Below are 26,187 nucleotides of genomic sequence, written 5' to 3'. Positions count from 1 at the left end.
GGCGGTCCAAGGAGAACGATGCGGGCGCATGACGGTCAGCCCTCCAGCCCGATCAGCCCGCCGAGCCCGCGCGGGTGGGAGCCGGCCAGCCGGGTGTCGTCCACGAACATCCCGTCCCGCATGGAGATCAGCCGGTCCGCGGTGGCCGCCACCCGCTCGTCATGCGTGACGATCACGAACGTCTGCCCCGCCGACCGCAGCTCCTCGAAGATCCGCAGCACGTCGAGCGTCGCCGCGCTGTCGAGGTTGCCGGTCGGCTCGTCGGCCAGGACGACCAGCGGCTCGTTCGCCAGCGCCCGGGCGATGGCGACCCGCTGGCGCTGCCCGCCCGACAGTTGCGACGGCAGGTGCCGGGCGCGCGCCGAGAGCCCCACCCGTTCCAGCAGGACGCCCGCGCGCCGCCTGGCCTGCCGCGGCGACCGCCCTGCCAGCAGCGCGGGCAGCTCCACGTTCTCCGCCGCCGACAGCTCCTCCACCAGGTGGAAGGCCTGGAAGATGAACCCCACCGACTGGCGTCGCATGCGCGCCAGGGCCCGCTCGCTCAGGTTGTCGATGCGCCGCCCCGCCAGCCACACCTCGCCACGGGACGGCCGTTCCAGGCCGCCCAGCAGGTGCAGCAGGGTCGACTTGCCGCAGCCGCTCGGGCCCATCACCGCCAGCATCTGCCCCTCGGGCACGTCCAGGCCGACCTCGTCGACCGCGCGGACCCGGCTCTCTCCTTGGCCGTGCTCCTTCACCAGGTCACGCACCTGGATCACGGCGTTCGACTCGTTCACTCGCCCTCGACTCTGTCATCCGCTTCGGCGCCCGCTGTTGACCAGGCCCGCTCGCACGCCTCCAGCCAGCGCAGATCCGCCTGCAGCCGCAGCACGACCCCTTCCAGCAGCAGCACGGCCCTCGACCCCGCCGGCTCGGCCATGATCGCCTGTTGTGCCTCACGCAAGCGGCGCAGCAGCTCGCGGCGCTGTGCCGCCACGAGCTCGACCGGGTCGGCGAGCCGGGCCGAGGCCGCCGCGACGAGCTTGAGATGGAACTCCGCCATGTCCGGCTTGGGCCAGCCCACCTCGGCCAGCCAGGCGGACACCCGCTGCTGTCCGGCCGGCGTCAGCGCGTAGACCTTGCGGTCCGGCCGTTCGGGAAGGCTGTCGGCCCGCTCGCAGACGACCAGCCCCGCCTTCTCCAGCCGGGACAAAGTCACGTAGATCTGGCCGGGATTCATCGACTCGCCCAGCGGGCCCAGGCTCTGGCGCAGCCGGGCGCGCAGGCCGTACCCGTGTGACGGCTCCTTGGCGAGCATCGCCAGCACCGCGTCTTGCACGACATCCCCCTAACGGTTAGCTAAGAGCTAGCGGTTAGCCGTACGTGCTGTCAAACGCGCTCTTGACCGCGGACCGCAGGATGGAAACATTGTTTCCATCCAGGAGGTGGCGGATGGCATGGGACGTGATCGTCGTCGGAGCCGGTCCTGGCGGCCTGGCCTGCGCCATTACCGCGGCGAGTGGCGGGGCGCGCGTCCTCGTCCTGGAGAAGGCCGGTGACGTCGGCGGCGCGCTGCCCTACTCGGGCGGGCACCTGTCGGCCGGCGGGTTCTCCGCGCAACGCGCGCGCGGCATCGACGACGACCCCGAACGGCACTACGCCGACATCGTCCGCATCAACCGGGGGACCGGGCGCGCGGACCTGACCCGGCTGTCGCTGGCCGAGCAGCCCGCGGTGCTGGAGTGGCTGTTCGAGGCGGGCTTCAGCGCCGCTCCCTCGACGCCGCGCATCGTGTACGGGCACGAGCCGTACACGGTTCCGCGTACCGTGCACGCCGCCACGATGCCCGGTGGGCCCGCCGTGCTGGCGGCGCTGCGGCGGCTGCTGGCGCCGCACGCGGCGAGCGGGCTGGTCGAGGTACGGTGCGGGACGGCGGTCGCGGGCCTGCTGGTCGAGGACGGGGCCGTGGTGGGCGTCACCGGTGAGGACGGGCGGGAGTGGCGGGCGCCGGCCGTGGTGCTGGCGACGGGCGGGTTCGGGTTCGCGCCCGAGTTGTTCGCCGAGCTGGAGGGCGCGCCGCTGGTCACCTCGGCCGCACCCACCTCCACGGGCGACGGGCTGCTGATGGCGCGACGGGCCGGCGCCGGCTTGCAGGGGACGGGCCGGTACCTGCCGACGTTCGGCGGGCTGCCGCCGCAGGACGACGGCGACCCGCGCGTGGACTGGCTGCACCGGCCGCAGCTCGTGGCCCAGGAACGGCCGCCGTGGGAGATCTACGTCGATCGGAAGGGGCGCCGCTGGATCGCCGAGGACGACCCCAGCATCGACCGCAAGGAGCGGGCGCTCACCCGGATCGAGCAGATGACGTTCTGGATGGTGTTCGACGCGGCGGCGCTGCGCGAGTCGCGGCCCATGGTGCACGGGTGGAGCCCGGCCGAGCTGGCGGACGCCTGCGGCCGGCGGCGCGGCCTGCACCGGGCCGCCACCCTGCCGGAGCTGGCCGCCGTCGCCGGCATCTCGGGTGACGGGCTGTCCGCGCAGGTGCGGCGGTACAACGAGGCGGTGGCGCGCGGCGTGGACGAGGAGTTCGGACGGCGTCACCTGCCCGCCCCGATCGCCGAGCCGCCCTTCTACGCGATCGAGAACCATCCCGTCACGCTCATCACGTTCGCGGGTGTGGACGTCGACGAGCGTTCGCGGGTGCGGCGAGCCGATGGGCGGGTCATGCCCGGGTTGTATGCCGTGGGGGAGGTGATCGGGTCGGCGGCGGTCAACGGGAACGCGTTCTGCTCGGGCATGTGCCTGACCCCGGCCCTGGCCTTCGGCCGGCTCGTCGGCCGCGCCCTGGCGGCGTCAGTGCTCGAACCTGAAGCCGAGCCCGCGTAACCGGCTCGACGTGACCGGCACCTCAGGCATCCGGATCTCCCCCCGGTACGTCAGCCCGGGCAACCCCTCAGCGGCACAGATCGCCCCGAAGAACTCGGCGTTGGTCGGCGGCGTCACCTCGTCCGGATAGCCGTTGACCACACCGGTCAGCCCCTCCGTCACCACGAAATCCAGGGCGGCCGCCGCGTCCCGGTAGTCGATCCGGTACAGCAGTGCCTCCGCCGCGAACGGCACGCTCCCGCCCAGCCGCTCGTGCGCGAACCGCACACGGGCCGGATAGTCCAGATCGTCCGGATGGCCGTATATGTCGGGAATCCGCAGCACCGCCCCGCCGGGCGAGCCCAGCACCACCTGCTCGGCGGCCACGAAGGAACGCGGGGAGGCGTCCGGGTCGCCGGTGGTGGGGGCCGTTTCGTCGATCAGCGGGCCGGTGCCGCTGCCGTACACGGAGCCTGAGCTGGTGAAGACGACGCGCGGATGGGCGGCGACGGCGACGCGGGCACTGGCGATGAGTGTGTCGGCGTACTCGGCGACCCGTGAGGCGGCGTCGAAGGCCTTGCTCAGGCGGGGGCTCACGGTCAGCACCACGGCGTCGGCGCCCTCGACGGCACGCGCGACCGCCTCCTGGTCGGCGCCCCGCAGCACCACCGCCCCGGCGCACACCTTCAGCAGCTCGGGGACGCGTCCTGGCGTGGTGGTGGTGCCGGTGACGGCGTGCCCGGCCTCGGCCCAGCGCCTGGCCAGCTCCAGCCCGACGTGACCGCAGCCGATGATCGTGTATTTCGCCACCATCCACCTGCCCTTACGGAAAAAGGGTGCCACCGAAATGGTGACACCCTTACCGACCAGCGTCGATCTGGTCGGGACGACAGGATTTGAACCTGCGACCCCTTGACCCCCAGTCGAGGGAAGGGGGTCCGGCAGGGTCTGAGGGAGTCGGGCGGGGAGCCGTCTACCTGCGCGTACGTCTCAAGCCGTCGAATGCCGTCGCCGCAGATCTGCCCCCGTTGGCTCCCCTCATTGGCTCCCCTCGCCCAACCATGTCCGATACAGGCGCTCCCCGAGGTCGTGCATCTCGACGCGCAGTTCCTGCGCTCGGCTCCGTCATCTCTCCCGCAGCACGCGGCGCCAGGGGCGTGCGTGGACGCGAGTTACCCGAGCCGTTAGCTATGAGTCGTGAAGGCATACCCGGAGCTGGACCAGTACGTCCTGCCGGTAGCAGAGTCGCCGTGGACCACAGACGGCGGATGGTGGCCACGCCAACGAGACGAGGGTTGAGAGCGGCAACAGCCATACTTGGACGATGGCATGGGAATGGGTCGCCCCCGTCGCGACGGCCACCAGCGGAATTGTGGGTGTCGCTTTTACTTGGCTGGCTGGTTACCAGGGTCGTAAGCATGCTGAGCAGGTTGCGCAGCAATCTGCCCAAAATGACCTGGCAAAGGCACGGGAAGAGCGTCGTGCTAGGGCGTACGCCGACATCTTGACCATGGTGTACAGCTCAACCGAGGCTGTGATGCATAAGCTTCTCAAGCTCGAACTGAAGGGGGACGAGCCGTATTCCATGCCCGGCGTACACGATCAAGTGGTCACCAGTACGCAGGTGAACCTCTACGGCTCGCCAGCGGTACGAGAGGCATACTCGAAATGGTTCTCGGAGATCGTCACCTTCATCGAGCAAGGGAAAGAAGTGCCTGAGTCCGAGCGGGACGCCGTAATCAGTAAGATTAACGCCGCAACTGGTCGGATCACCAGGGCGATGAACAGCGAACTGACTTCTTAGCCTCGTGGCGCGGGTATCGCGCTGCGTCACCACTGCCCTTGTCCCTGCGGCGGAGGTGTTCGCCTCCCGCGTCCCCGCAATCCTGCTCTCCGGCCCGGCCAGCACTGGCAAGTCGCCCGCCGCGCTGGAGAAGCTCCCACGCGATGATGCTGGCCTACCCCGGTGCCCGCGGCCTCATCGTCCGCAAGACCCGCGTTCCGCTCGGGTAGCACGGGCCCGGTCACGTGGCGGCGGAAGGTCGCCGCCGAGAGTATGCCGCCGGGATCGTCGGGACCGGGGCCAACCCCACGCCGACCAGGACTGCGATACGCCATCCCACTGCCGCCTCCCGATCGCTTCGGCGGGGGCTTCTTCTATGTCACCTGGACCTGCGTTTGTGGCGAGCATGATGGTCAGGCGGCAATCACCGTGGGAGTGCCGAGCACCACGAGCAGGGCCAGGGCGAGCGCCACCAGGGCGACGATGACCACAACCAACTTGGGCCGCTGGGAGCGCTCGCCGATGTGCCGGTCGCCGAATCACCCCTTGCGTGCCCCGCTGAAGATGACCATCGCGGGCCACCGAACAGGTCGGCGGCGAGGACCCAGTCGAGCCTGGCCCACCCCGACATGACTGCGTCCACGAGCTCATTGCGATCTACATCGGGGGCGGCGACGTCAGTCACGAGACGGGGCATCTTGTGGCGAGCGCGCAGCGAGGTCGGGAATCACGTCCTTTCGGGTGCGTTGCGTTCCGCTCCCTTTTGATCACTGAAGTTGCTCTTGTCGGGTGATCTGACAAAAGTTACGCTCTGTCCGTTTGATCAAGTGCTCCGAGCCGCACGAGCCGGGTTTCCTGCCGGGTGGGGTGGAGCGACGGCTGGCACCCGTGGGTGCCTCGTTGTGGTTCGGAGCGTGACGGCGTATGCGCCGGAATTTGGCATGGGCTCGTTCTGGCTGGGCATCGGCTGCGGTGGCGGCCATCCTTATGGGATTGCTGCCGGGTCTGCTCCTTCTGCAAGCTTTACCGGCAGCGGCCAATGCCTCGGCAGCCACAACGGCTGCCGTTGTCCAGCTTGTGCCGGAGACGCCCAAGCAGGCCTTCGGATCCGCCAAAAGCCTGCCCACGCTGACCTCCAGCGATGAGACGCAGACCGATGCCGATTCAGGCATACCGAAGAGCGAGTTCAAGGCGCCGAAGGGGGCCCTGCCGGAGGAGGAGCGAACCGGCCTGGTCAGGCAGCCGGCAGAGGCAGTAGACAACTCGTCGCCGACCGTGGCCGCGTTGCTGGCCGAGCCGCCGTGCGGCTCATATCAGCCGTGGCAGCGGGGGGTCTATGTTGCCTTCGGCACTTATGTTGCTTCGGACCGTCGTGTCTGGTTCGCCAACCAGAACATCCCTGCGAGCCTGAACATCTATGCACCGCATGTCGAGCCGACCGGATGGTTGCTCGTCGGGCCGTGCCCGGTGCCGCCAGCGCCCAGCACTGTGTCGATGACGCCGGCCAATGGCGCGTTGGTACTGACCGAGCAGCCAACGCTACAGGTACAGGGCAGCACGTGGTCCGGAGGTTCGATCGATTTCGAATTCTTCTTGTGCGAGACGTCTACCTTGCTGGAATGTGTCACGTACGAGACGTGTTGCTCGCTGTCGGCCAACTGGCAGATCCCGGCGGGCTCTCTGACGTGGGGTAAGCAGTACTGGTGGCGCGTCAAGATGACGGATGCCTCCACCATCGGTGGGGCGTACTCGTACTCGATGGCCCATACCTTCACGGTGGGCGTGCGGCAGCCTACGATCACCTCGCAGTTATCCACTCCGGGAATCAATGGCCAGGAGTTTCATCAGCAGGCCGGGAACTACACCACATCGGTCACCGATGTGCAGGTGCCCGTGGTTGGCCCGCCGCTGTCGGTGCTGCGCTCCTACAACAGCATGGACACCCGCCGTACGGGTGTGTTCGGGGCTGGCTGGTCAACCCGCTGGGACATGCGCATCGTGCCGGAGACCATCCGCGGCCGCGAAGCGCTGTTGGTCACCTACCCGGACGGGCGACAGGTGCGCTTCGCCGACAAGAAGAACGGCACCTTCCAGCCGCCGCCCGGCATGTACGCCACCCTCGCAACTGTCAGTGGAGGCGGCTGGCGGCTGATGGACAAGTCCTCGACGTCGTATCTGTTCGACGCCCAAGGCCGCCTGGCCAAGATCACCGATAACCGGGGGCGCAGCCAGGACCTGACATATGGCACCGATGGCAAGCTGGGTAAGGCCACCGCGGTGGGCGGCCGGTCGCTGATGTTCGGCTGGACCGGTTCCCACATCACAACGGTCACTACCGACCCGGTTGACGGCAAGGCCCTGACTTGGAACTACAGCTACGTCGGCGACGTGCTCACCCAGGTGTGCAACCCGGCACAGGAGTGCACCACCTACGATCACGACCCGGGCTCGCAATACCGCAGCACCGTGCTGGACTCTGACCCGTATGCCTACTGGCGGCTCGGCGATGCCACCGGCAACGCCAAGGACCTGGGCTGGGGTGGCACGGGCGACGCCACCTACGGCGCCACCGCCAAGCGCGCCCAGCCGGGCGCTCTTGCGGGCACGCCGGATGGCGCAGTGGAGTTGACCCCCACCACCGGGGTGCGGCCCCCAGAGGGGATCGTGCCGAGGCTCGGCAAGTACGCCACCATGGAGGCCTGGTTCAAGACCAGTTCCAGCGGCACCGTCATGTCGCTGCGCACCTACACTGATGCTCCCAAGGAGGAGGTCTTCGGGATCGGCACGGACGGCAAGCTGCGCAGCTCTTACCAGCCGACCTCCACCCCGATCACCACAGCGGCACCGGTCAACGACGGCGCGTGGCATCACGCGGTGCTCACCGTCGCCGACAACCTGCAAACGCTCTACCTCGATGGCGCGGTCGTCGGCACTCTCAGTCAAACCATCACCGGCACCGAGTACCGATACATCACGACCGTGGGCGGTCTGGCCGGCCTGGTGGACGAGGTCGCCATCTACGACCGGCCGCTGCACGCGTACGAGGTGCAACGGCACTACACCGCGCGTGGGGCTGCTCCGCACAAGCTCACCAAGATCACCCTGCCGTCCGGGAGAGTCTGGGCCGCCAACGTCCATGAGCCGACCACCGACCGGCTCAAGAGTCACACCGATCAGCACGGCGGCACCTGGCAGATCGGTGATGAGACGATCAACCGCAACACCGGGACGTCCACCGTCGAGGTGACTGACCCGAACGGCGGCAAGATCACCACCGTTTACGACTCCTGGCGCGGCTATCGGCTCATCTCTTCCACAGACCAGGTGCAGAACGCCAAGACGCAGGGCGAGGTCAAGAAGCCCACCACCTACAGCTACGACACCGGTGGCTACCTGAGCAAGGTCACCGACCCGAACGGTAACAGCGCCGAATACACCCACGACAAACGCGGCAACACCCTCACTCAGCGAACCTGCCGTCAGTCCGGCAACTGCCAGACCGTCCGCGCCGACTACTACGTCAACAGCAGCGACCAGTTCGACGCCCGCAACGACCGCGTGGTCAAGGTCCGCGACGCCCGCTCGGCCAGCGCCACCGACAACACCTATGCCACCAGCTACGAATACAACTCTTTCGGCGAGCAGACCAAGCAGACCTCGCCGGCCACTCTCGACTTCCCCAACGGTCGCTCGACCACGGTCGCCTACACCGACGGTACTGAAACCGCTGTCGGGGGCGGCACGACACCCGCTGGGTTGGCCGAGACCGGCACTGACGCCAAGGGCAATGTCACCGAGTTGCGCTACACCGCAGCCGGGGACCTGGCCGAGCAGACCGAACCCAGCGGACTGGTCACCAGGCAGGAGCACGACGTGCTGGGGCGGGTCACCGGACAGACTCAGATCTCCGACGCCCATCCCAACGGGGTGAAGACCGCCCTCACCTACGATGGCGGGGGTCGGCTGGTCGCGCAGACTGCGCCGGGTGTGCAGAACAAGATTACCGACGTCACCCACACCGCAGAAACGAGCTACACCTACGACCCGGATGGCAACACCCTCACCGCCACGATCAAAGATCTGACCGGCGGGGATTCGGCTCGGACGACTGCCTACACCTACGATGCCTTCGGACACCAGGAGACGCTCACCGATCCTGAAGGCGGTGTTGTCCGCACCACGTGGAACAAGCTCGGCCTGCAAGACACCGTCACGAACCAGGTGGGCGCGGTGTTCGGCTACACCTACACCAAGCGCGGGGAACTGGCCACCAAGACGCTGAAGAACTGGACCGGCAGTCCGGTCAACCCGCAGCCGCCCGCAGAGATCACACTGGAGCAACGCTCCTACGACGACGGCGGTCGGCTGGCCGCCCAGGTCGATGCGATGCTCCGCAAGACGTCGTACAAGTACTTCAATGACAATCTGCTGTCGCAGGTGATCGGTGAAGACCTCAAGCTGAACGGCGCCACCACGACCAAGGCCATCGCGTTGGAAATCAACACCTACGACGCGGCGGGACACCTGACCAAGCGAGTGACCGGGGCCGACCCCATTTCTGGCGTAGGCATCACCACCACCGAGTATGTCTACGACGCTGCCAGTCGGCTCACGTCCACCGCACTTGATCCCAACGGCCTCAACCGTAAGACCGTTTACGCCTACGACGCCAATGGTGCGCTTACGAAGGAAACCCGCACCGGTACGGGCAGCAGCCGTCAGGAGATCGCCAGCTACACCTACAACGCCGCTGGCGTCCGGACCGGGCAGACCATCGAGAACGGCGATCAGGACCTCACCACCACGTGGACGGTCGACGATCGCGGCCTGATCACCGCGGTCACCGACCCGCGAGGCAACGCCGCAGGCGCCACCGCCGCCGACTACACGACCACGAACACCTACGATGCGCTCGGCCGCCTGATCGAGACCAAGGCGCCCAGCGTGCAGGTGGACAAGGCGGGCGCGCAACCGGCCACCATCCGGCCGACGACCCAGGCGGGGTATGACACCTTCGGCAATCAGACGTACACCGTGGAGGCGGAAGGCCGCACCGTTGCCACCGCTTACGACAAGGCGGGTCGAGCGGTGAAGCTGACCATGCCGTCCTACACCGCGCCCGGGGGCACCGCCGTCACTCCGTCCATTTCCCATGGCTACGACGCGGCCGGGCGGCGCATTTCGACGACTGACCAGCGCGGCTACACCACCACCATCGACTACGACGCGCTCGGCAACCCGGTCCGCCAGACCGACCCAGGTGCATCTGGCCAGGGCGGTGTGTGGATCGCCGAATACGACCGGGTCGGCGAGCAACTGTCCAGCGTGGACCCGAACGGCGCGCGGACCGAGGCCACGTACGACGACCTGGGCCGGAAGATCACCGAAACGGTGATCGAACGCAAACCCACCACGGCCGCCCACACGACGAGGTTCACCTACAACAACGCGGGCATGCTCCTGTCCACGGTGGACCCGCGCGGGAAGACCACCTCGTATGTGCCCAACGCCGCCGGTGAGGTCACCAGCTTCACCGATCCTGCGCAGAACATGGCCAAGAGCACCTACGACCTGGCCGGACGGCCGGTGCGGGTCACCGACGCCACGAACTCCGCCACCGAGACCAGCTACGACCTGGCAGGCCGCCCGATCGAGGTCAAGGACCTCAACGCCGCGGGCACCACCCTGCGCTCCGCCACGTTCGGTTACGACCTGGCGAGCAACCCGATCAGCCAGACGTCGGCCGAGCAGCACACCACCAAGCAGAGCTTCGACGCCCTGAACCGGCCTGTCACGCTCACCGAGCCCGTCTCCGCCAGCGAGGAGATCGTCACCCGGTTCGGCTACGACGCCAACGGCTCCCGCACCAAGTTGACCGACGGCCGAGGCAACATCACCTGGACCACCTACAACAGCCTCGGGTTGGTCGAAAGGGTCATCGAACCGGTCACCAGCCAGCATCCCAACGAGGCTGACCGCACCTGGACCTACGGCTACGACCAGGCCGGCAACAACACCAGCGTCCTGCAGCCGGGCGGCGTGCAGATCACCCGCGCCTTCGACCACCTCGGCCGCCTTACCCAGGAGGACGGCAGCGGCGGCGGCGCGGCCACCGCCCAGCGCACCTTCGGCTACGACTCCGCCGGACAGCTCACCACCGCGGGCGACTACACCCTTGAGTACAACGACCGCGGCCTGCTCACCAAACTCGCCCAGCCGACCGGCCAGCCCACCACCATGGCCTACGATGAGAGTGGCAACCTCATCCAGCGTGTGGACGCCGCTGGCACGGCCGCCTTCACCTGGGACGACGCCAACCGGGTCAAGACGGCATCGGATCCGGTGACCGGGCGCACCTGGACGTACGGCTACGACAAGGCCAACCGCGTGGAGAGCCTGACCTCCGCCAACCCGGCCAACACGCAGGTCTTCGGCTACGACGATATGGGCCGTGCCACCTCCCAGATCTTGAAGAGCAGCACTGGCACCGAACTAGCGAAGATCACTTATGGGTGGGACCTCGACGACAACCTCACCACTAAAACCACGACAGGCCTGGCTGGAGCCGGGACCAATACCTACACCTACGACCACGCCAACCGGCTCACCTCCTGGACCGCCCCCGGCGGCACCACGACCGCGTATGAATGGGACGCCTCCGGCAACCGCACCAAGGCGGGCGACAAGACGTTCACTTACGACGAACGCAACCGCCTGCTCGAAGGTGACGGCACCGACTACACCTACACCCCCCGCGGCACCCTGGCCACCAGCACCAAGGCGGGCGCCACCACGAACCACACCTTCGACGCCTTCGACCGGCTCATCGCCGACGGCGACAGCCTCTACGCCTACGACGTCTTCAACCGCGTCACCTCCCGCATCACCGGCACGACCAAGCAGGCCCACCTGTACGCCGGGCTCAGCAACGACCTCGCCGCCATCAGCGTCAGCGGCAGCATCCAGGCCAAATACTCGCATGACCCCTCCGGCGCCTTGCTCGGACTGCAAGAGGGAACGGCTGCCGCAACTGCTGCCATGAGCGACCTTCACGGAGACCTTGTCGCTACCTACACCGGCACCGCCCTCAACAGCTCCACCAGCTATGACCCCTTCGGCGAAACCGCCGCCCAGACGGGCGACGAGACCAACCTTGGCTATCAGGGCGAGTACACCGATCCGGACAGCGGCAAGGTCAACATGCACGCCCGCTGGTACCAGCCCGGCACTGGCACCTTCACCAGCCGCGACACTGCCGCCCTGGCCCCCAGCCCCTCTGTCCAGGCCAACCGCTACACCTACGCCAACGCCTCCCCCCTGACCGGCACTGACCCCACCGGCCACTACACCGTCATCGGAAGCGGTGCCATCGCCGGCCTCGGCAACTCCTACACGTCGGGCATGGGCTTCCAGACGGCAGCGAGTATCTACTCGCCGAGCACCACGGCAAGCTGGGCCGGAAACACCGGGGCAAGTATCTGCATCGGCAGTTGTAGCAGATCAGAAGGTAGCGGGGCGGTCGCCTGCGACATTCAAAGCTGCGGCGGCGTTTCGTTCGGTCACCTCAACGTGATGACCATCGCAGAGATGAAGCTCCAAAACGTGCTGCCCAACGGAATGACTCCCCCAGACGGACTGTGGGAATCGGGGCGAAACAAATACACGTATTTCATTGATCAGATCTACGCCATGGGGCTTAGTGAACAACAAGCGGAGGAGATGTGGAAATGGCTCAAGGATCCCAACTTTAAGGTCTCATCAGACGGAACTTTGGTAGGGCCAGAAAGCTGGACATGTCCGAGCGGCACCAGCTCCAAGCAATGCGAGGCGCTCAAGAAAGCCGCGAAAGAGGTAGCCGAAGCTGAAGCCTTCTACGATCGATGCCTAGGAAAAGGTGGGTCCCTTGACCCCAATGTTACAAAGTGGTGTGCGGACTTCGCGGAGAGGAACGATATTGACCCGCTGGAATTCCAATACTTGCAGGAACAGCGGCAGAAGGAGTTGGACAAGAAGCGAGCGGAGAAGCAGTGGTTCTATGACCTGCTCGAAGGAATTACTGATTTCTTCTGGGGAGACGTGGTCAGCTGCCACCAGAAGGGGGGAATGGCGTGTCTCATGATGATCGTCAGTGTCGTAGCTGGCGGCGCGGTTAAGGGAGTCAAGCAACTCGCCAAGTGGTTCCCAAGGGCGGCTAAAGCGCTGGACGGCGCAGCTACAGCATGCCGCCGCAACAGCTTCGCGACAGGCACCCTCGTGCTTATGGCGGACGGAAGCCGCAAGCCAATCGAGGAAGTCCGCGTCGGAGACGAGGTTTTGGCCACCGATCCCACTACCGGAGAGACGGCAGCTAAAGAGGTCACAGCGCTGATCGACAGTTCTGGGATGAAACAGCTGGTGGAGATCACCACCAGGGCCGAGCGCCAGGGCCGTATTGAAAAGCACGCGGTCATCGCGACGGCTCAGCATCCCTTCTGGGTGCCTGCCCTGGGGCGGTGGGTAGATGCCACCTATCTACAGCCCAGTACTTGGCTTCGCACATCTACTGGCACGTGGATCCAGATCGCCAATGTAAGGCGATGGACGGCGCCGCAGCAGGTGTACAATCTCACTGTCGCTGACATTCATACCTATTATGCTGGTTCCGGCGCCGTCGATATCCTGGTTCACAACGATGACTGCATTGAGGCGCTGGCTAAGACGATTGACACGTCCAACCTCAAGTACACAGATACAGTTGCGGGTCATTCTGCGAGTCGCGGATACACGAAGAATAGAACACTTATTGAGCATATCATCGAAACGGGAAGGGCGATGCCGGACCCGCAAGGCGTGCCGGGAGCGGTCGCATGGAAGGTAGAGGGAACTTATAATGGCAAACAAGGCATTTTTGAGTTAGTCATAGATGCTCGCACGAACACGGTTATGCACTTTCTATTCAAAAGCAACCGGAGATAGTGGCAGTGAACGTGGAAAAAAATTTCGGCCCTCCTTTTATCGGGACTCTCAAGTATGCCATTGCTGAATATAGTTTCAATTTCGAGCATGCAGAATCTGATCTCTATAAAAATTGCATCGTAGGCGGCGTGGCCAGTGTGTCCGTGGCTACTCTGCAGATCGAGGTAGGGCTACCTCGGTGCGAGGCTCTCCACGTCTGGGGCTATCTTCCGAAAGCATCCTGGAAGATATCGGAGTTGCCACTCCCTGAGGGCGTTCCGGGTGTCATTAGGTTCGACGGAACTGTGTTCGAACCGGGAGTATCGTACGGGGTATCGGGTGAGGATTTGTGGCGAACGGCATTCGACCCGAAATCAGGATGGGTTCGTGTCGCGCCAGAGGGAGATGTAGAGGAGAGCTTGACCGAGATCGCGGACGGAACTCTTCTGGGAGTGGCTCAGGGACAGCTCAGCTCGATTTGGTTGCGGCCAATTTTCGTGTGATGAGATGCGGTCGGCATGTGCTCTCCGCCCGTTGTTGTAGGCGGCGCTTCCTGACAAGGCGGTTGGCCGGCCATGGGTCTCTCTGGCGTCGTCAAGTGTTGATCGTCTACGTGTTGATGCTCAGAATCGCGTACAGTTCGGGGCATCGGCCGCACTTCGGCGTGTCAGTCCTGGAACGGTGCTCACCCGGCAGGGCGGGTAAGCGGCAGCTCGTCGTACGCCACCATTACGCGCGTCGGATCGATGACCATGCGCAGCCACTCCACCTGTCGGCCTTCCTGGTCGCGGGTGAGCCGATCCAGGGTGAGTACCGGGAAGCCGGTCATCAGCGTGAGCTCGGCTGCCTCGTCGGCGGTGGCCGGCCGGGCGGACAGGTGTTCGTCCGCGCTCGCAGAAATGATGCCCGCGGCGCGCATGGCGCCGGAGACGCCGCCGACGATCTTCTCCTGGCCAGCGAGTGAGGTTCCCTCAACGAGCCGCGCGGGGTAGTAGGCGGTGTGCACCTGGCACGTGTGGTCGTCCAGGGTGGCGTGCCTGGAATGGCGGATCACGGTGTCGGTGCCTTCGGTGAGGCCGAGTGCTTCGGCGACTTCAGCGTTGGCGGGTTCGTGGGCGACCTCGACGGTCACCATGGAGCCAGTTGTGCCGGCCTGCTGGCACGCACGCTCCCAGGCGCCGAGCTGCCCTTCGGGTTCGAGGGCAGCTGGGTAGCGGGGAAAGGGGACGCGGACGGGCTTCCAGCCGAGGACGAAGGTGCCTTGGCCGCGTACTCCGGTGACGAGGCGTTCGCCTCGGAGCTGGTTGAGGGCGGCGGTCATGGTGGCGCGGGCCACGCCGTACTCTTCGCACAGTTCAGTCTGTGTGGGCAGCGCCGTTCCAGGTGGCCACTCGTCTTGCTTGATGCGCCGTCGCAAGTCGGCGGCGATCTGGCCGTATTGGGTGGGCACGATGGTCTCTCCCGCGTATGGACGTCTGGAACTTGCAAGTCTAGTCTTGCGATTGTGTCTTGAGGCGAGGGAAGAGGCTCGTCATACGCGTGACCACCGTGGGAGTCGATGATGATCACGGTGATGTTGTCGGGGCCACCCTGATCGCACGCCTCCTCGACGAGGCGATCGGCTCGGGTCGGCGAGTCCCAGGATGTCGGCGCGGGCGCAGATGATGTTTGCGAGCACGTTGGCGTGGAGGGGTAACCCCTGCCGGCGCGGGCCGATCGGTGGCGGGCGAGGTTGAGCCGCTGGCGGAAGGACCATCCCCGCGCGTGCGGGGCCGACGATGTCGCGCGGGCGTGCAGGCAGACGTCGGGCCATCCCCGCAGGCGCGGGGCCGACTGGCTGGCTCTACCGGTGGCGGCAAGGCGCTCCGCAACTCCCATTGACGTCGGCGGTGAACGCGGATCTCGTCGAGGTTTCGGACCACGCTTGGCCGAAGGCCTTGGAGTTGCTGCGTCCAGTGGCGTGCTGTCGGCACGAGAAGATCCGGATGGTGAAACACGTCTCTTTCATCATGGCGTTCCAAGCCGGCCGCATCCCGGGCAGGGGCGGAGAGGAGAGCCGTCATCGTAGGGGCCCATGACAGCGCACCTTGTACGTGGAGAGCCCGATCAAGGGGTTGTGTAGCTCGGCGGGCTTTCGCGGTTCGTGTACTCGTGACAAGCAGGAAAATCACCATGCTTGCCGAGGTTGGCATGAGCATTCCGCGCCCACGGCCACCGCTCCCACTGCCAAAATTTAGTCCATCCCTTCACGCTGTACATCCTCCCCATCGGGTAGCGCACCCCGTCAACCCAGAACCCGATATCTGCCGCTGGAGAATGGGGCAGTCTGCGGGCATGACAGTGCCCCCCGGCACGGCCAGGGGGCACGGAACGGTTCGAAACGTTGAGCTAGCAGTTCACGAGCGTGGGGCTCTGGTTGAGGACCTGCGCCTCTGGCGTCGTGAAGGCCGTGTACGCGTTCTCCGCCGTGGGGTCGAACACAGCGACCCTGTGGCAGTTCTGGAAGGCCAGCCTCACGCCGAAGTGGCGCTCCAGCGCCTCGCGGATGGCCGTGCTTGCCAGCGCCCGGAAGATTTGTCCGTACGCCGCTTCGTCCGGAGGGGCCGCCTGGTTGTCGGCGAACTCAGCCCCAGTGCGTTGGCGCTCGTCGGCGAGCCTGCTCACCATTGACCAGGCATAGGGCAAGGAATCGCGGATGCAGTCGATGAAGGCCGCATCATCGACTTTGCCGTTCTTGGCCTGGTCAAGCAGGCCGGGGGAAACGGTCAAGGACATGTGATACCTCCTGGCCTGACGGTAACTAGATCGCTCCGGTTGCGCCTGTCTCTACCAGGTTAGAGATTGTCCTTACGAGCGCCACTGAAGCGAAATGGCTACAAAGGTCGATGCAAGAGAATCCCGAAAGGCATTTATGGGAACTCGGGCTTGGCGTCATGGCATCAGCGGAACGTTTCGGCCGAGGTCCTCAGTGCGGCGATGAGTTCGCGCGTTCGGCCGGGAAGCGCTTCGAGGATGTCGGCGACCTCGGTAGCTAACTCCGGAGCAAAGTCCTGCGTGCGCTGACCGCGTGAGTCCTCGTACAGGCGGACGATGCGGACGACTGGCGGGTACGGCTCTACCTGCCCGACGAGGACCTTCACCACGATCTCACCGAGGCTCCAGGTAGCGAGCTGCGCCCCATGTACTGACGAAGGGCCGGTCCGGTGCCAGGCGCGACACCAGGGGAGATGACAGCAAGAACTCGGGGCGAACTCCATCACGCCTCCTTGTAGCGTCGATGTGCGGCACATGATCGCCCCACGCACCATGGCTGTGGGGCCGCCTCAGGATGCCTCCTCTGATTCGTCGTCACCGAGGACAGAGCGGGCCACGTCGGGATACTGCCGGATCAAGTCACGTAGCATCGCTTCCGATCCGATTGGCGCAGTGTGCTTCGCTGTCTCTCTGCGCCGTATCGCCGTCCCGAACTCGGCTAGAGCGAGCCTGAGCCGGTTCCGCTCGGTCCACCGCTGGGCAAGCGCTTCGACGGTGCCGCCCGCTTCCAGCACTGCCACCATGAGCAGGCGCTTGAGTTCGGTCGGGTCGGCGCCGTCGTCGATCGCCTCCTGTTGAGCGCGCTGAATGTCGTCGGGCGTAACAGGGACTTTGCGGTCCATCCACCATGAGAAGTCAGCGTCAGAGAAGCCCTGGCTACCCATGACGGGCCTCCGGCGAGTTCTCTATGAGGCTGAGTAGCCTCGAATGGGTGCCAGAAATGCTCTTGCCTCTACTCGTCATGGTGATCCACCCAGCGGAGTACTCCGTCTTCGATGATCGCTGATGTGCGGATGAATGGTCGATCTTGCGTACGAGAATCCCACTCGCCCTTTTGATCGATTGTTCCTTTTGTGCTACTTGGCAAGCTCATGAGAGCTGTTGTCACACGCTCTCCGGCAAGCCTGCGGGAGTAGCAGCGTCCGCTTACACCCCCGAACTTGTCCCCTCGCTGATAGGTGAGGGTGTAGTCCCACACGGCTGGCCGGTCTGGCCCTAGTGGGTGCATCTGTCCGTACCATCCTCCCGGGTCAGAGGAACCTCGTATGTGCACATACTAAGCATGGTTTTCGTAGGCTGGCACGTGGTTCTGTGAGATCCTTCAGGGCATGACGGAGCGCGACACGTACAAGCCCATGTACCTGGTCATCGCCGAAGATCTCCGAACCAAGATCAAGAGTGGTGAGCTGCCGCCGGATGCGCAGGTGCCCAGCGAGCGAGCCCTGTGCGCGACATGGGCCTGCTCTGCGATCACCGCCCGCCGCGCGCTAACGGAGCTGCGCAACGAGGGGACGATTTACACACTCAGGGGCAAGGGCGCATTTGTTTCCTCGCAGAAGCGCCCCTTGATCCGCGTTGCTCCCGATCGGTTCCAGCGGACGAACAATCATGTCGCCGCATATCGACGTGAAGCCGAAAAGTCCGGCACTGATATCAAGGTCGATTGGGAAACGGAACGGACAGAGGCGCCGGCCGAGGTGGCGGAACGCCTCGGGATAGACGAGGGCGATCCGATCACGGAGACTTCCTACCGCATCAGTATGGGCGGAGAACCCGTTTCGATGAGCCTCGCGTGGGAGCCGCTGGCGATCACCGCCGGCACCGAAATCGAGCTTCCCCACGAAGGGCCACATGCAGGCAAGGGGATCGTTCCCCGGTTCGACGCCATAGGCCGCCATGTGGATATGGAGGAGGAATTCCTCCGTGCACGCATGCCCGAGCGTCACGAGATTGTTCAGCTCAAGTGCCCGCCTGGCGTGCCGGTCATCGAGATATGGCAAACATTCTGGGCGGGTGATCTGGCCGTCGAGGTCGCGAAAATAATCTTCAGGGCGGATCGGTACGACTTCCGGTACCGAATGCCGATCCACTAAGAGGGAGCCTTGAAGATGTCCGCCGAACCCGACGCGGAACTGTCAGGAGACGTCTGCGGAGAGGAATGCCTCTGGCCGGATCCATTTGAGGCTTTCACCGTTACTTGTGTACTTCCCTTTGGTCATCAAGGTAGCCATCGAGCCGGAACCGAAGGTTTCACATGGAGAGACGCAGAACCTACTGAATGAAAAACGGGCCACCCCCGTGAGCAGGGGTGGCCCGTTTGGCTGATGTGTATCCGGCTTAGCTGGCTTAATTTTGGATGCGTGTGGTGTCTCCAGGCCAAACAGTTATTGTGTAATCCGCCGGTTGGCCGTCTTCGTCCACGGCTCGATCAACCCGCACAAGCACGCATGCCCCGAGAGGGAGTGCAAGCATTGCCGCTTCCGTGTCTGTGGGGTGGCGTGCGCAGATGTAGCTTTCGCTGACCTTGATCGTGCGTCCCGTGTGCGTTGTCAACGCGTCAAGCCACGGTTCATCGATCACATCTGTAGAGGCCAGAGGCGGATTTTCTGAGGATACGTTCGGGGCGAGGTAGCTGACGCGGTACTGAATGGGCCCCCCTTCGGAGTCCATAGTCACGCGCCGTCGGACAACGACAGGCATGGTGTGATCAGGAAGCTGCAACGCCATGACTGCCTCAGGCGGAGCGGGCTCGCTGCGTACATCCACGTTGGTCGGCGATGCGTCCACCACCCCTTTCGCGGCCACGACCTGAGCAGTGCGAAGAACGGGTGCCACACCCTTGCGCACGTCAGAGTGCGATCCCGAATGGACGGAAGCGTCCGTCCGGCCAGCGGGAGCACGGGTCGCCTCTCCTGTACCAGGCCGGATCGCCGTGTGGCCTCGCGTGCCCTCCGGGTGCGCATATCCAGCGTTGACCATTTCCGATAGGACGCGACGGGCCGTAGTCGTGCTCACCGTCCATCGCACGGACATGTCTCGGATGGATGGCAGAAGAGCGCCCGCTGGGATCTTGCCCCGCTCGATGTCGGTGATGAGTTCGTCTCGGATGATCTCGTACAGCGGCACCTTCGCCGGCTCCTGATCAGACTGCCCGCCGGCCGGAGACGGCGTTGATGCGTGTTCTGTGCCGTTCGCGGCCACTCGCACCCCCTTCACGTGCTGGTACTTACCCTCCTGACCGTAGCGCGCACAACTGTGTGCGTCAATTTGAGCATACACACTTGCGCGCACACAGTTGAGCGTGCATCCTGTGTGTACGCAGTCGAGTGCACACAGTTGAGTGCACACAGCAGGCAAGGTCAGGGCATGGATGGAGGTGATCAGCGGTGACTGCCACGGAGAGCGCGAAGCACACCCGACTGATCGCGGTCCTTCGCACTTTGGCCGAGCTGCTGGACAACTGCGCGGACGACTTGATCTCCGGTGTGTTCGCCGCCACGGCGCTGCTGCTGACAGTCATCGCACTGCACCTGGTGGCGGATGCCCTGGAGAACTGCCCCGGCGCGCTTGCGCTCTTCATCCCGATCTTCGAAAGGAGCTGATCGCCCCATGACGTACGACATCATCACCGAGGCTCATCGAAGCCGTCTCATCGCCGATCTCCGGGGGATGGCGGACTTCCTCGACATGAACCCGCAGTTGCCCGTGCCCCGGTACGGGTCGGTACGGGTGTCGGTACACCCTCGCTACGACACCGATGCCCTCACCGAGGCCGAGGCGCTCGCCGAGGTGGAACGGATCGCCGCCCTGCTGGGCGTGCCGATCAGGGCGAAGAACGGACACCACATCGCCTGCGTGGACTTCGGCCTGGTCTCGTATGAGGCCGTCCTGATCACGCAGACGGCCATGGATCGCGCTGACGCGCGCGACTCCTACCGGCACAGCATGTCCACCGATCCGCCCTCAGGGGCTTGAGTGGACATCCCGCTGATGATCATCGTGTTCGCGCTCATCGTGGCGCTGATCATTGCGGGGTTGCTCGTGGTGCTGGCCTGCGGAATTCGGACCGCTGACCAGCGCAAAAGCCCATGCGACCGCCCCCTCAACACCGCTGAATACCTGGCGCGCAGCGTGCTCCTGTACGCCCGCCGCGCCCGTCGGCCCAAGAACGCCGGCACCTCGTCCAACTCCGACAGAGCAAGAAGTAGGTAGGTGATCAACGCTGCGCACTTTCCCGATCCACCGTGGGTGCCCCTGTGGCGCTGCCGTCGAGTCCGGCGCCAAGAACTGCCGCAAGTGCCGTGCCCGCGCCCGCTGGCGTCGCCGCAAGTCCCGTCACGACGGGATCTAGCGTCCCGCGTCTCCGCCGCCCCCGCCCGTCTGCGGAAGGGAGGTGATGCCCCCGATGAACGTTTCGATTCCCCTGGTCGTGCTGCTGGCGCTCGTGGTGCTGGTCGCCCTGCGATTCCTCAAGCTGCGGATGTGGATGGCGCTGGTCTGCATCGTGTTCGGTTTCCTGCTGGCCGCTACCGCGCTCGCCCCCGACATCAACCGCGCGATCAGGGCCCTGCTGTCCTGGCTCACCGGTTCCTGACCTGCCCACCGATCCGAAGGAGAGTGATGCCCTAGTGCCCTACCGCCACCCGTACACCGGACCCGATCTTCAGGAGGTCGTCCACCGACACCGCACCGCCGAACAGCTCATCGCCACCTTTGCCCGCTCCACCCCGGCGCTGAGCGATCTGTGGCAGGACGTCACCGCCGCCCTGCACGACATTCCCACCCTCGTGCAGGAGACCCGCCGACTCCGCCGCGAGGTCACCACGCTGCGACTCAGCCGCGCGAACTACCTCGCCGCCATCAACGCCACCCTCAACGCGCACGCCGACGGCGAGCCGAACGCCCTTGCCTACCTACGTGACGAACTCGCCGACCAGGCCCGCACGCCACGGCCGGAAGGCGGCCGCGCCTGATGCGGCCCCCGCTGGATGGGTTCGTCTGGAAGGACGAACCAGAAGACGCCGGCGAGCAGCCCGCACCGGACGCCGGCACCGCCGCCGCACACGATCACGACGACCAGGACGCGCACGAGGACGCGTTCTTCGATCAAGAGTCGGTTTCCCACGATCCACCGGTGATCGGGCCGCCGGTTGATCCGCCCGACGACGCTGGTGCGCTCCCCGACCCGTCTCAGGACGGTCGGGGGCGCGCCCCCATACTGCCGCCCTGGACGCGCACGCCCGCCGGTCGGCGCGCGATGTTCGCCTGGGGGATCAGGGATGCCGGGTACGTGATCGGCTACCACGTGGTTCGCCTCCCCAAGTACGCGGCCAAGGCGCTGGTCTACGCACCGATCGGGTTCTTCTCCGGCATCACCCACGTGCTGCGCTGGGCCAGCGCGGAGGAGGGCAACCGGGCGTTGCGGCAGGCCGCCGCCGACCGCAACGACCCTGCCACCTGGCTCAAGCTGGACAAGCAACGGGAACGACAATCGCGCTGGCGCTGGTCGATGCTGCTCACGCTGGCCGTGCTGACCGGTGCCGCCGTGCCCGTGGTCCTGGCGCTGGACGTGCAGGTTCCCCTGTGGGCGCGGCTGGCGGTGCTCGCGGCGCTGGTGCCGATCCTGGCGCGCCTCGGGCGTCCGGAAGACAAGCCGATCACCGATCACGTGAGCCAGGGGCCGCGCTACCGCAAGCTCACCGCCGAGTTGGTACGGCGGGCCCTGCTCAGCACCGGCATTGCGGCGATCAATCAGGCCGTGGCCAGAGACCAGCACGCGATCAGCTTCCCGCAGGAGATCCACCGCGACGGCCCCGGGCACCTGGCCATCGTGGATCTCCCGTTCGGGGTGGAGGCCGCCGACGTGGTGGCACGACGGGGCAAGCTGGCCTCGGGCATGCGGCTCCCGCTCGACCAGGTATGGCCAGAAGCCGCCACGGGCCATCCTGGACGGCTGGCGCTGTGGGTCGGCTACCAACCGGCCAGCACGATGGACACACCGCCGTGGCCGCTGCTCAAGGGTGGCAGCGTGGACGTGTTCAAGCCGTTCCCGATCTTCATCACGCCCCGAATGGAGACCGTGAACGCCATGCTGATCTTCCGGAACTGGCTGATCGGCGGACAGCCCGGATCAGGGAAGACGTTCCTGCTGCGCCTGCTGGTGCTCGCCGCCAGCCTCGACCCGCGCGCCGAGATCAGGGGGTATGAGTTCAAGGGCGTCGCGGACTTCAAGGCCGTCGAACCGGTCTGCGCCGAGTACGGCAACGGGCAGGATGACGACACCATCGGCCGTGCCGCCGCGCTGATCAAATGGCTGTACCACACCGAGTGCCAGCAACGCGCCGCGAAGATCAGCCACTATCACGCGCTGGGCCTGGCCCCAGAGAACAAGGTCACTCCCGAGTTGGCGTCGCGTTCGGGATCCGGGCTGCATCCGCTCGTGGTGTTCCTCAACGAAGTACAGGAGCTGTTCCAGCATAAGAACTACGGCGCGGAAGCCGGTGAACTGTGCGAAAAGGTGATCAAACTCGGGCGTGCGCTGGGTGTGATCCTGCTGCTGGACACGCAGATCCCGGACAAGGACAGCCTGCCGACCGGCATCACCCGCAACGTCAACACGCGGGTGTGCCTGTCGGTACGCGATCAAGTCGCCAACGACATGATCCTCGGTACCGGCATGTACAAGGCGGGCTACCGAGCGACCGTGTTCGAGCCCGGTGAGGATGCCGGCTGGGGCGTGGTCGTCGGCGTCGGTAAGCCCGGTGCCCGCCGTGGCTTCGAGGTCAACGGCGACCAGGCCAAACAGATCATTGCCCGTGCGATCGACATGCGGGTGAAGACGGGCACCATGCCTACCCCGGATGTTCAGCCTCGCCCGCAGGAACCCACCTACGATCTGCTCGCCGACCTGGCGCACGTCTGGCCGGATGCGGAGAACGCGGTGTGGAACGAAACCCTGTGCACGCGACTGGCCGAACTCCGGCCCGAGGTATACGGCGGTTGGCAGTCCGAACAACTCACCACCGCACTCAAGCCCCACGGCGTGAAGGTCACCGACATCGGCCGCCGCGTCAACGGCAAGCCCGTCACCCGACGAGGCATCCGCAGGGCCAGCCTCACCAAGGCCATCGCGGAGCGTAGCCCCCGAACCGACGCCTAGCCCTCTCGCCAAGGGTGCTAGCGATAGCAGCCGACCCTGCTATCGCTAGCACCCCCGCTAGCACCCCGGAACGCCAGATGACCAGGAAGTTAGCAGCTAGCAGCCCAACTGCTAGCAACCCCGATAACCCGCTCAGGAGGTGGTTTTGAACCTAGACACACTCGCTGCTATCGCAGCCATAGCCATCACCGTCCTAACCACGCTCAGCTACATCTGCAACTGCTACGCACGCCCGTTCAAGGAGCACCGCCGCTGCCACGGCACCGGCCGGATCCCCTACCTGTTCGGCCGTGGCTGGCGCTTCTGCCCGCGCTGCCAGGGCACCGGCCTACGCCTGCGGATCGGCCGCCGTGTGTGGAACCACGCCCGCCGGCTCCAGCGCGAGGCCGCTCTACGCGACGAACGGTCAACACCCCGAAGGGAGGCCAGGCCCCACGAGGAGACGGGGACCGACGAAGGGAGGTGACGCACCTGAAGGCATACAAGGTCGAGGAGATAGCCGAACTACTCGGTGTAGGACGGGACAAGATCTATGAACTGATCAGAACCCGCCAACTTCACAGCATAAAGATCGGACGGTCTCGAAGGATCACCGAGCAGCAGCTAGCGGACTTCATTACATCCCTCGAACAAGTCGATCAAGACTAATTCACGCGACTGCATTGCAATGCAATGCATCCCGGTGCACACTCTCGGCTAGAACCACAGCGTCAAGCCCGAGAGCTAGGGGACCACATTGCCCACCGACAACTACACCTTGCGACTCGACAGTGACCGCCGCAGGCAACTCCAAGAGATCGCAGACGACCAAGACCGAGACATGTCCTACATCATCCGCAAAGCTATCGACGAATACATAGACCGCCACAAGAAAAGTCCCGGCTCCCACGAAACCGGTGGTACGCCTCAACGGCAGGCCGGGACACGCCCCGCCAAAACCGAGTGAATGGAGAACGGATGGCAACAATCCACATCGGCAAATACAGCGCCAGCATCTACCGCGAAGGGAACGGCTACACGGGAGCCGTCTCTCTCGGATTCGACGCACAGGGCAAGCGCCTACGCCCCAAGCGCAAGGGCAGGACCAAGACCGAGGTCAAGGACAAGCTCATCGCGCTCGTCGAAGAGCTAGAGGCGGGCGTCACAACGGAGGAGGGCTACACCGTCGAAGATTGCATCAACGACTGGCTGGCCAGAGGACTCAAGGGCCGCGATCAGGACACGATAGCCAACTACCGGTCCATGGCGATCCACCACATCATCCCCCAGATCGGCAAGATCAAGATCAAGAAGCTGACCGCTGACGAGCTTGACGATTGGCTGGACGGACGAGCGGAAATACTCTCCACGCGCTCACTCCGCCTCATCCATCAAATCCTTCAGCGGGCGATACGACACGCACAGAAGCGAGACAAGGTCAAACGGAACGTCGCCGATCTGGTCGATATCCCTGACGGGCAAGAGGGCCGCCCCTCAAAGGCGCTGAACCTCGAACAAGCACAGGCGGTTATCCACGCCGCACTCTCCTCCCCGCTGATGGCGTACGTCATCGTATGCCTACTCTGCGGGATACGGACAGAAGAGGCTCGTGCTCTCCGCTGGACAGAGGTGGACCTCAAAGAGCGAACGGTCGCGGTTTACCGTTCCGAGCGAGTGAAAGGAGAAACCAAGACAAAGAAATCCCGGCGAGTTCTCAAGGTCTCTAAGTGGGGCATCCAAGTCCTGAAGGAACTCCACAAAGCTCGTGCCGCCGAACGCCTTGCATCAGGCGAAAGAGGCGCGGACGACGCACTTGTATTCCGTCGTGAAGACGGACGACCCTACGACCGCTGGTACGTCCGGCGCGAATTCCAGAAGATCACCAAAGCCGCAGGCATCGGCGATGACTGGTGCCCGCGCGAACTGCGACACAGCTTCGTGTCGCTGCTGTCCGCTCACAAGGTAACGCTTGAAGAGATCGCACGTCTCGTTGGCCACTCCTCAACGCACGTCACCGAGACCGTGTACCGGCAGGAGATCCGACCAGCGCTGACAGCGGGCGCTGTGGCCATGGACAAGATCTTCAAGTCGCGAGCCGGGTAGAGCATTGGCTCCCCGTTTGGCTCCCAAAGATCCAAAAGGGGCACCAGAGAACCTCTGGCACCCCTCGTTGACCAGCTAAAACCTGGTCGGGACGACAGGATTTGAACCTGCGACCCCTTGACCCCCAGTCAAGTGCGCTACCAAGCTGCGCTACGTCCCGGTCACGCCGGCCGCCCCAGCTCTTGAAGGACGTCCGACCGGCAACCACCCTACAGGAGGAGCCGGACTCGTCTGGTATCAAGATTGGGGTGGGAACGATGCAAGACGGCGGTGACGAGGTCGTCATGTACTGGCGGCCGATGTGCACGTTCTGTATGAAGCTGCGTTTCAGCCTGCTGTTCACCAGCCTCCGCTACCGCAAGGTCAACATCTGGAAGGACCCGGACGCGGCGGCGTTCGTGCGGTCGGTGGCGAACGGCTTCGAGACGGTGCCGACGGTGACGGTGGCGGGGAGGCCGATGGTGAATCCGTCGCGGCGTGAGCTTCTGGACGCCGTCAGGACGTTCGCGCCTGAGCGGCTCAAGGAGTGAAGTTATAGGTGCGCCTATAATAGCCGCAGCTATACTTGAGG

General features: G+C 65.1%; 22 protein-coding genes and 1 tRNA gene. 14 read left to right on the top strand and 9 right to left on the bottom strand.

What is annotated here, in order from left to right; translation table 11 throughout:
* Positions 1-35: 35 nt before the first annotated feature.
* Positions 36-776, bottom strand: coding sequence for an ABC transporter ATP-binding protein (locus FXF51_RS42770; RefSeq protein WP_148440496.1), 741 nt, complete (start codon positions 774-776; stop codon positions 36-38).
* Entirely contained in the window at positions 773-1,318 is a 546-nt protein-coding gene (locus tag FXF51_RS42765) for a PadR family transcriptional regulator (protein WP_148440495.1), read from the bottom strand. Before FXF51_RS42765 ends, FXF51_RS42770 begins: the two co-directional genes overlap by 4 nt.
* A 113-nt stretch (positions 1,319-1,431) precedes the next feature.
* Here FXF51_RS42765 and FXF51_RS42760 point away from each other — a divergent pair, with 113 nt between their 5' ends.
* Positions 1,432-2,865 (top strand): FAD-dependent oxidoreductase, encoded by a 1,434-nt coding sequence (locus FXF51_RS42760; protein ID WP_148440494.1) that lies wholly within the window; start codon positions 1,432-1,434, stop codon positions 2,863-2,865.
* Here FXF51_RS42760 and FXF51_RS42755 read toward each other — a convergent pair.
* On the bottom strand, positions 2,833-3,657 hold the full coding sequence (locus FXF51_RS42755) for an NAD(P)H-binding protein (protein ID WP_148440493.1): 825 nt from the start codon (positions 3,655-3,657) through the stop codon (positions 2,833-2,835). The genes FXF51_RS42760 and FXF51_RS42755 overlap by 33 nt on opposite strands.
* 511 nt (positions 3,658-4,168) lie before the next feature.
* On the opposite strand from FXF51_RS42755, the gene FXF51_RS42750 reads away from it, so the two are divergent.
* Together FXF51_RS42750 and FXF51_RS42745 are read left to right on the top strand one after the other, a co-directional pair.
* A complete protein-coding gene (locus tag FXF51_RS42750) occupies positions 4,169-4,648 on the top strand; it encodes a hypothetical protein (protein WP_148440492.1) in 480 nt (159 codons plus the stop codon).
* A gap of 951 nt (positions 4,649-5,599) precedes the next feature.
* Positions 5,600-13,582 carry a polymorphic toxin-type HINT domain-containing protein gene (locus FXF51_RS42745; protein ID WP_187414889.1) on the top strand — a complete coding sequence of 2,661 codons (7,983 nt, stop codon included), beginning with the start codon at positions 5,600-5,602 and terminating at the stop codon, positions 13,580-13,582.
* A 664-nt stretch (positions 13,583-14,246) separates the two neighbouring features.
* On the opposite strand, the gene FXF51_RS42740 is transcribed toward FXF51_RS42745, so the two are convergent.
* From FXF51_RS42740 to FXF51_RS42725, 4 genes are all read right to left on the bottom strand, one after another.
* Complete coding sequence (locus tag FXF51_RS42740) at positions 14,247-15,011, bottom strand: GntR family transcriptional regulator (protein WP_148440490.1); 765 nt, start codon at positions 15,009-15,011, stop codon at positions 14,247-14,249.
* A 938-nt stretch (positions 15,012-15,949) separates the two neighbouring features.
* Complete coding sequence (locus tag FXF51_RS42735) at positions 15,950-16,336, bottom strand: SCO5389 family protein (RefSeq protein ID WP_148440489.1); 387 nt, start codon at positions 16,334-16,336, stop codon at positions 15,950-15,952.
* 164 nt (positions 16,337-16,500) lie between these two features.
* Positions 16,501-16,704 carry a hypothetical protein gene (locus tag FXF51_RS42730; protein ID WP_148440488.1) on the bottom strand — a complete coding sequence of 68 codons (204 nt, stop codon included), beginning with the start codon at positions 16,702-16,704 and terminating at the stop codon, positions 16,501-16,503.
* Positions 16,705-16,884: 180 nt separating this feature from the next.
* Complete coding sequence (locus FXF51_RS42725; RefSeq protein WP_148440487.1) at positions 16,885-17,259, bottom strand: hypothetical protein; 375 nt, start codon at positions 17,257-17,259, stop codon at positions 16,885-16,887.
* Between the two features lie 444 nt (positions 17,260-17,703).
* On the opposite strand from FXF51_RS42725, the gene FXF51_RS42720 reads away from it, so the two are divergent.
* Entirely contained in the window at positions 17,704-18,468 is a 765-nt protein-coding gene (locus tag FXF51_RS42720) for a GntR family transcriptional regulator (protein ID WP_148440486.1), read from the top strand.
* A gap of 253 nt (positions 18,469-18,721) precedes the next feature.
* Here the strand turns inward: FXF51_RS42720 and FXF51_RS63940 are convergent, their stop codons facing one another.
* Positions 18,722-19,501: a GntR family transcriptional regulator gene (locus FXF51_RS63940; protein WP_148440485.1), complete on the bottom strand. Its 780-nt coding sequence runs from the start codon at positions 19,499-19,501 to the stop codon at positions 18,722-18,724.
* Positions 19,502-19,761: 260 nt separating this feature from the next.
* Here FXF51_RS63940 and FXF51_RS42710 point away from each other — a divergent pair, with 260 nt between their 5' ends.
* The 9 genes from FXF51_RS42710 (at position 19,762) to FXF51_RS42665 (ending at position 25,616) form a co-directional block, all read left to right on the top strand.
* Complete coding sequence (locus FXF51_RS42710) at positions 19,762-19,977, top strand: hypothetical protein (RefSeq protein WP_148440484.1); 216 nt, start codon at positions 19,762-19,764, stop codon at positions 19,975-19,977.
* Between the two features lie 7 nt (positions 19,978-19,984).
* A complete protein-coding gene (locus tag FXF51_RS42705) occupies positions 19,985-20,350 on the top strand; it encodes a hypothetical protein (RefSeq protein ID WP_148440483.1) in 366 nt (121 codons plus the stop codon).
* Entirely contained in the window at positions 20,351-20,587 is a 237-nt protein-coding gene (locus FXF51_RS42700) for a hypothetical protein (protein ID WP_148440482.1), read from the top strand.
* A gap of 193 nt (positions 20,588-20,780) precedes the next feature.
* The gene (locus FXF51_RS42695) at positions 20,781-20,969 is read left to right on the top strand and encodes a hypothetical protein (RefSeq protein ID WP_148440481.1); all 189 of its coding nucleotides are present in this window, start codon (positions 20,781-20,783) and stop codon (positions 20,967-20,969) included.
* Positions 20,970-21,003: 34 nt separating this feature from the next.
* The gene (locus FXF51_RS42690) at positions 21,004-21,348 is read left to right on the top strand and encodes a hypothetical protein (RefSeq protein WP_148440480.1); all 345 of its coding nucleotides are present in this window, start codon (positions 21,004-21,006) and stop codon (positions 21,346-21,348) included.
* On the top strand, positions 21,348-23,534 hold the full coding sequence (locus FXF51_RS42685; RefSeq protein WP_222871711.1) for a cell division protein FtsK: 2,187 nt from the start codon (positions 21,348-21,350) through the stop codon (positions 23,532-23,534). Before FXF51_RS42690 ends, FXF51_RS42685 begins: the two co-directional genes overlap by 1 nt.
* A gap of 354 nt (positions 23,535-23,888) precedes the next feature.
* Positions 23,889-24,182 (top strand): helix-turn-helix domain-containing protein, encoded by a 294-nt coding sequence (locus FXF51_RS63560; RefSeq protein ID WP_316247667.1) that lies wholly within the window; start codon positions 23,889-23,891, stop codon positions 24,180-24,182.
* Between the two features lie 88 nt (positions 24,183-24,270).
* On the top strand, positions 24,271-24,480 hold the full coding sequence (locus FXF51_RS63935) for a CopG family ribbon-helix-helix protein (RefSeq protein WP_148440478.1): 210 nt from the start codon (positions 24,271-24,273) through the stop codon (positions 24,478-24,480).
* An 11-nt stretch (positions 24,481-24,491) separates the two neighbouring features.
* Positions 24,492-25,616, top strand: coding sequence for a tyrosine-type recombinase/integrase (locus FXF51_RS42665; protein ID WP_148440477.1), 1,125 nt, complete (start codon positions 24,492-24,494; stop codon positions 25,614-25,616).
* A gap of 83 nt (positions 25,617-25,699) precedes the next feature.
* On the opposite strand, the gene FXF51_RS42660 is transcribed toward FXF51_RS42665, so the two are convergent.
* A tRNA-Pro gene (locus tag FXF51_RS42660) sits at positions 25,700-25,776 on the bottom strand.
* A 97-nt stretch (positions 25,777-25,873) separates the two neighbouring features.
* Here FXF51_RS42660 and FXF51_RS42655 point away from each other — a divergent pair.
* Positions 25,874-26,146: a glutaredoxin domain-containing protein gene (locus FXF51_RS42655; protein ID WP_262380200.1), complete on the top strand. Its 273-nt coding sequence runs from the start codon at positions 25,874-25,876 to the stop codon at positions 26,144-26,146.
* Positions 26,147-26,187 lie beyond the last annotated feature (41 nt).

This window comes from Nonomuraea sp. PA05, from assembly GCF_008086045.1.
GTDB lineage: Bacteria > Actinomycetota > Actinomycetes > Streptosporangiales > Streptosporangiaceae > Nonomuraea > Nonomuraea monospora.
This window is presented reverse-complemented; position numbering and strand designations above follow the sequence as displayed.

What these genes read in the sequence shown, in the direction of transcription:
- FXF51_RS42760 (WP_148440494.1), top strand. Translation starts at nt 1,432, where the DNA reads ATGGCATGGGACGTGATCGTCGTCGGAGCCGGTCCTGGCGGCCTGGCC.
- FXF51_RS42755 (WP_148440493.1), bottom strand. Translation starts at nt 3,657, where the DNA reads ATGGTGGCGAAATACACGATCATCGGCTGCGGTCACGTCGGGCTGGAG.
- FXF51_RS42750 (WP_148440492.1), top strand. Translation starts at nt 4,169, where the DNA reads ATGGCATGGGAATGGGTCGCCCCCGTCGCGACGGCCACCAGCGGAATT.
- FXF51_RS42735 (WP_148440489.1), bottom strand. Translation starts at nt 16,336, where the DNA reads ATGTCCTTGACCGTTTCCCCCGGCCTGCTTGACCAGGCCAAGAACGGC.
- FXF51_RS42725 (WP_148440487.1), bottom strand. Translation starts at nt 17,259, where the DNA reads ATGGGTAGCCAGGGCTTCTCTGACGCTGACTTCTCATGGTGGATGGAC.
- FXF51_RS42720 (WP_148440486.1), top strand. Translation starts at nt 17,704, where the DNA reads ATGACGGAGCGCGACACGTACAAGCCCATGTACCTGGTCATCGCCGAA.
- FXF51_RS42705 (WP_148440483.1), top strand. Translation starts at nt 19,985, where the DNA reads ATGACGTACGACATCATCACCGAGGCTCATCGAAGCCGTCTCATCGCC.
- FXF51_RS42695 (WP_148440481.1), top strand. Translation starts at nt 20,781, where the DNA reads ATGAACGTTTCGATTCCCCTGGTCGTGCTGCTGGCGCTCGTGGTGCTG.
- FXF51_RS42685 (WP_222871711.1), top strand. Translation starts at nt 21,348, where the DNA reads ATGCGGCCCCCGCTGGATGGGTTCGTCTGGAAGGACGAACCAGAAGAC.
- FXF51_RS42665 (WP_148440477.1), top strand. Translation starts at nt 24,492, where the DNA reads ATGGCAACAATCCACATCGGCAAATACAGCGCCAGCATCTACCGCGAA.
- FXF51_RS42655 (WP_262380200.1), top strand. Translation starts at nt 25,874, where the DNA reads ATGCAAGACGGCGGTGACGAGGTCGTCATGTACTGGCGGCCGATGTGC.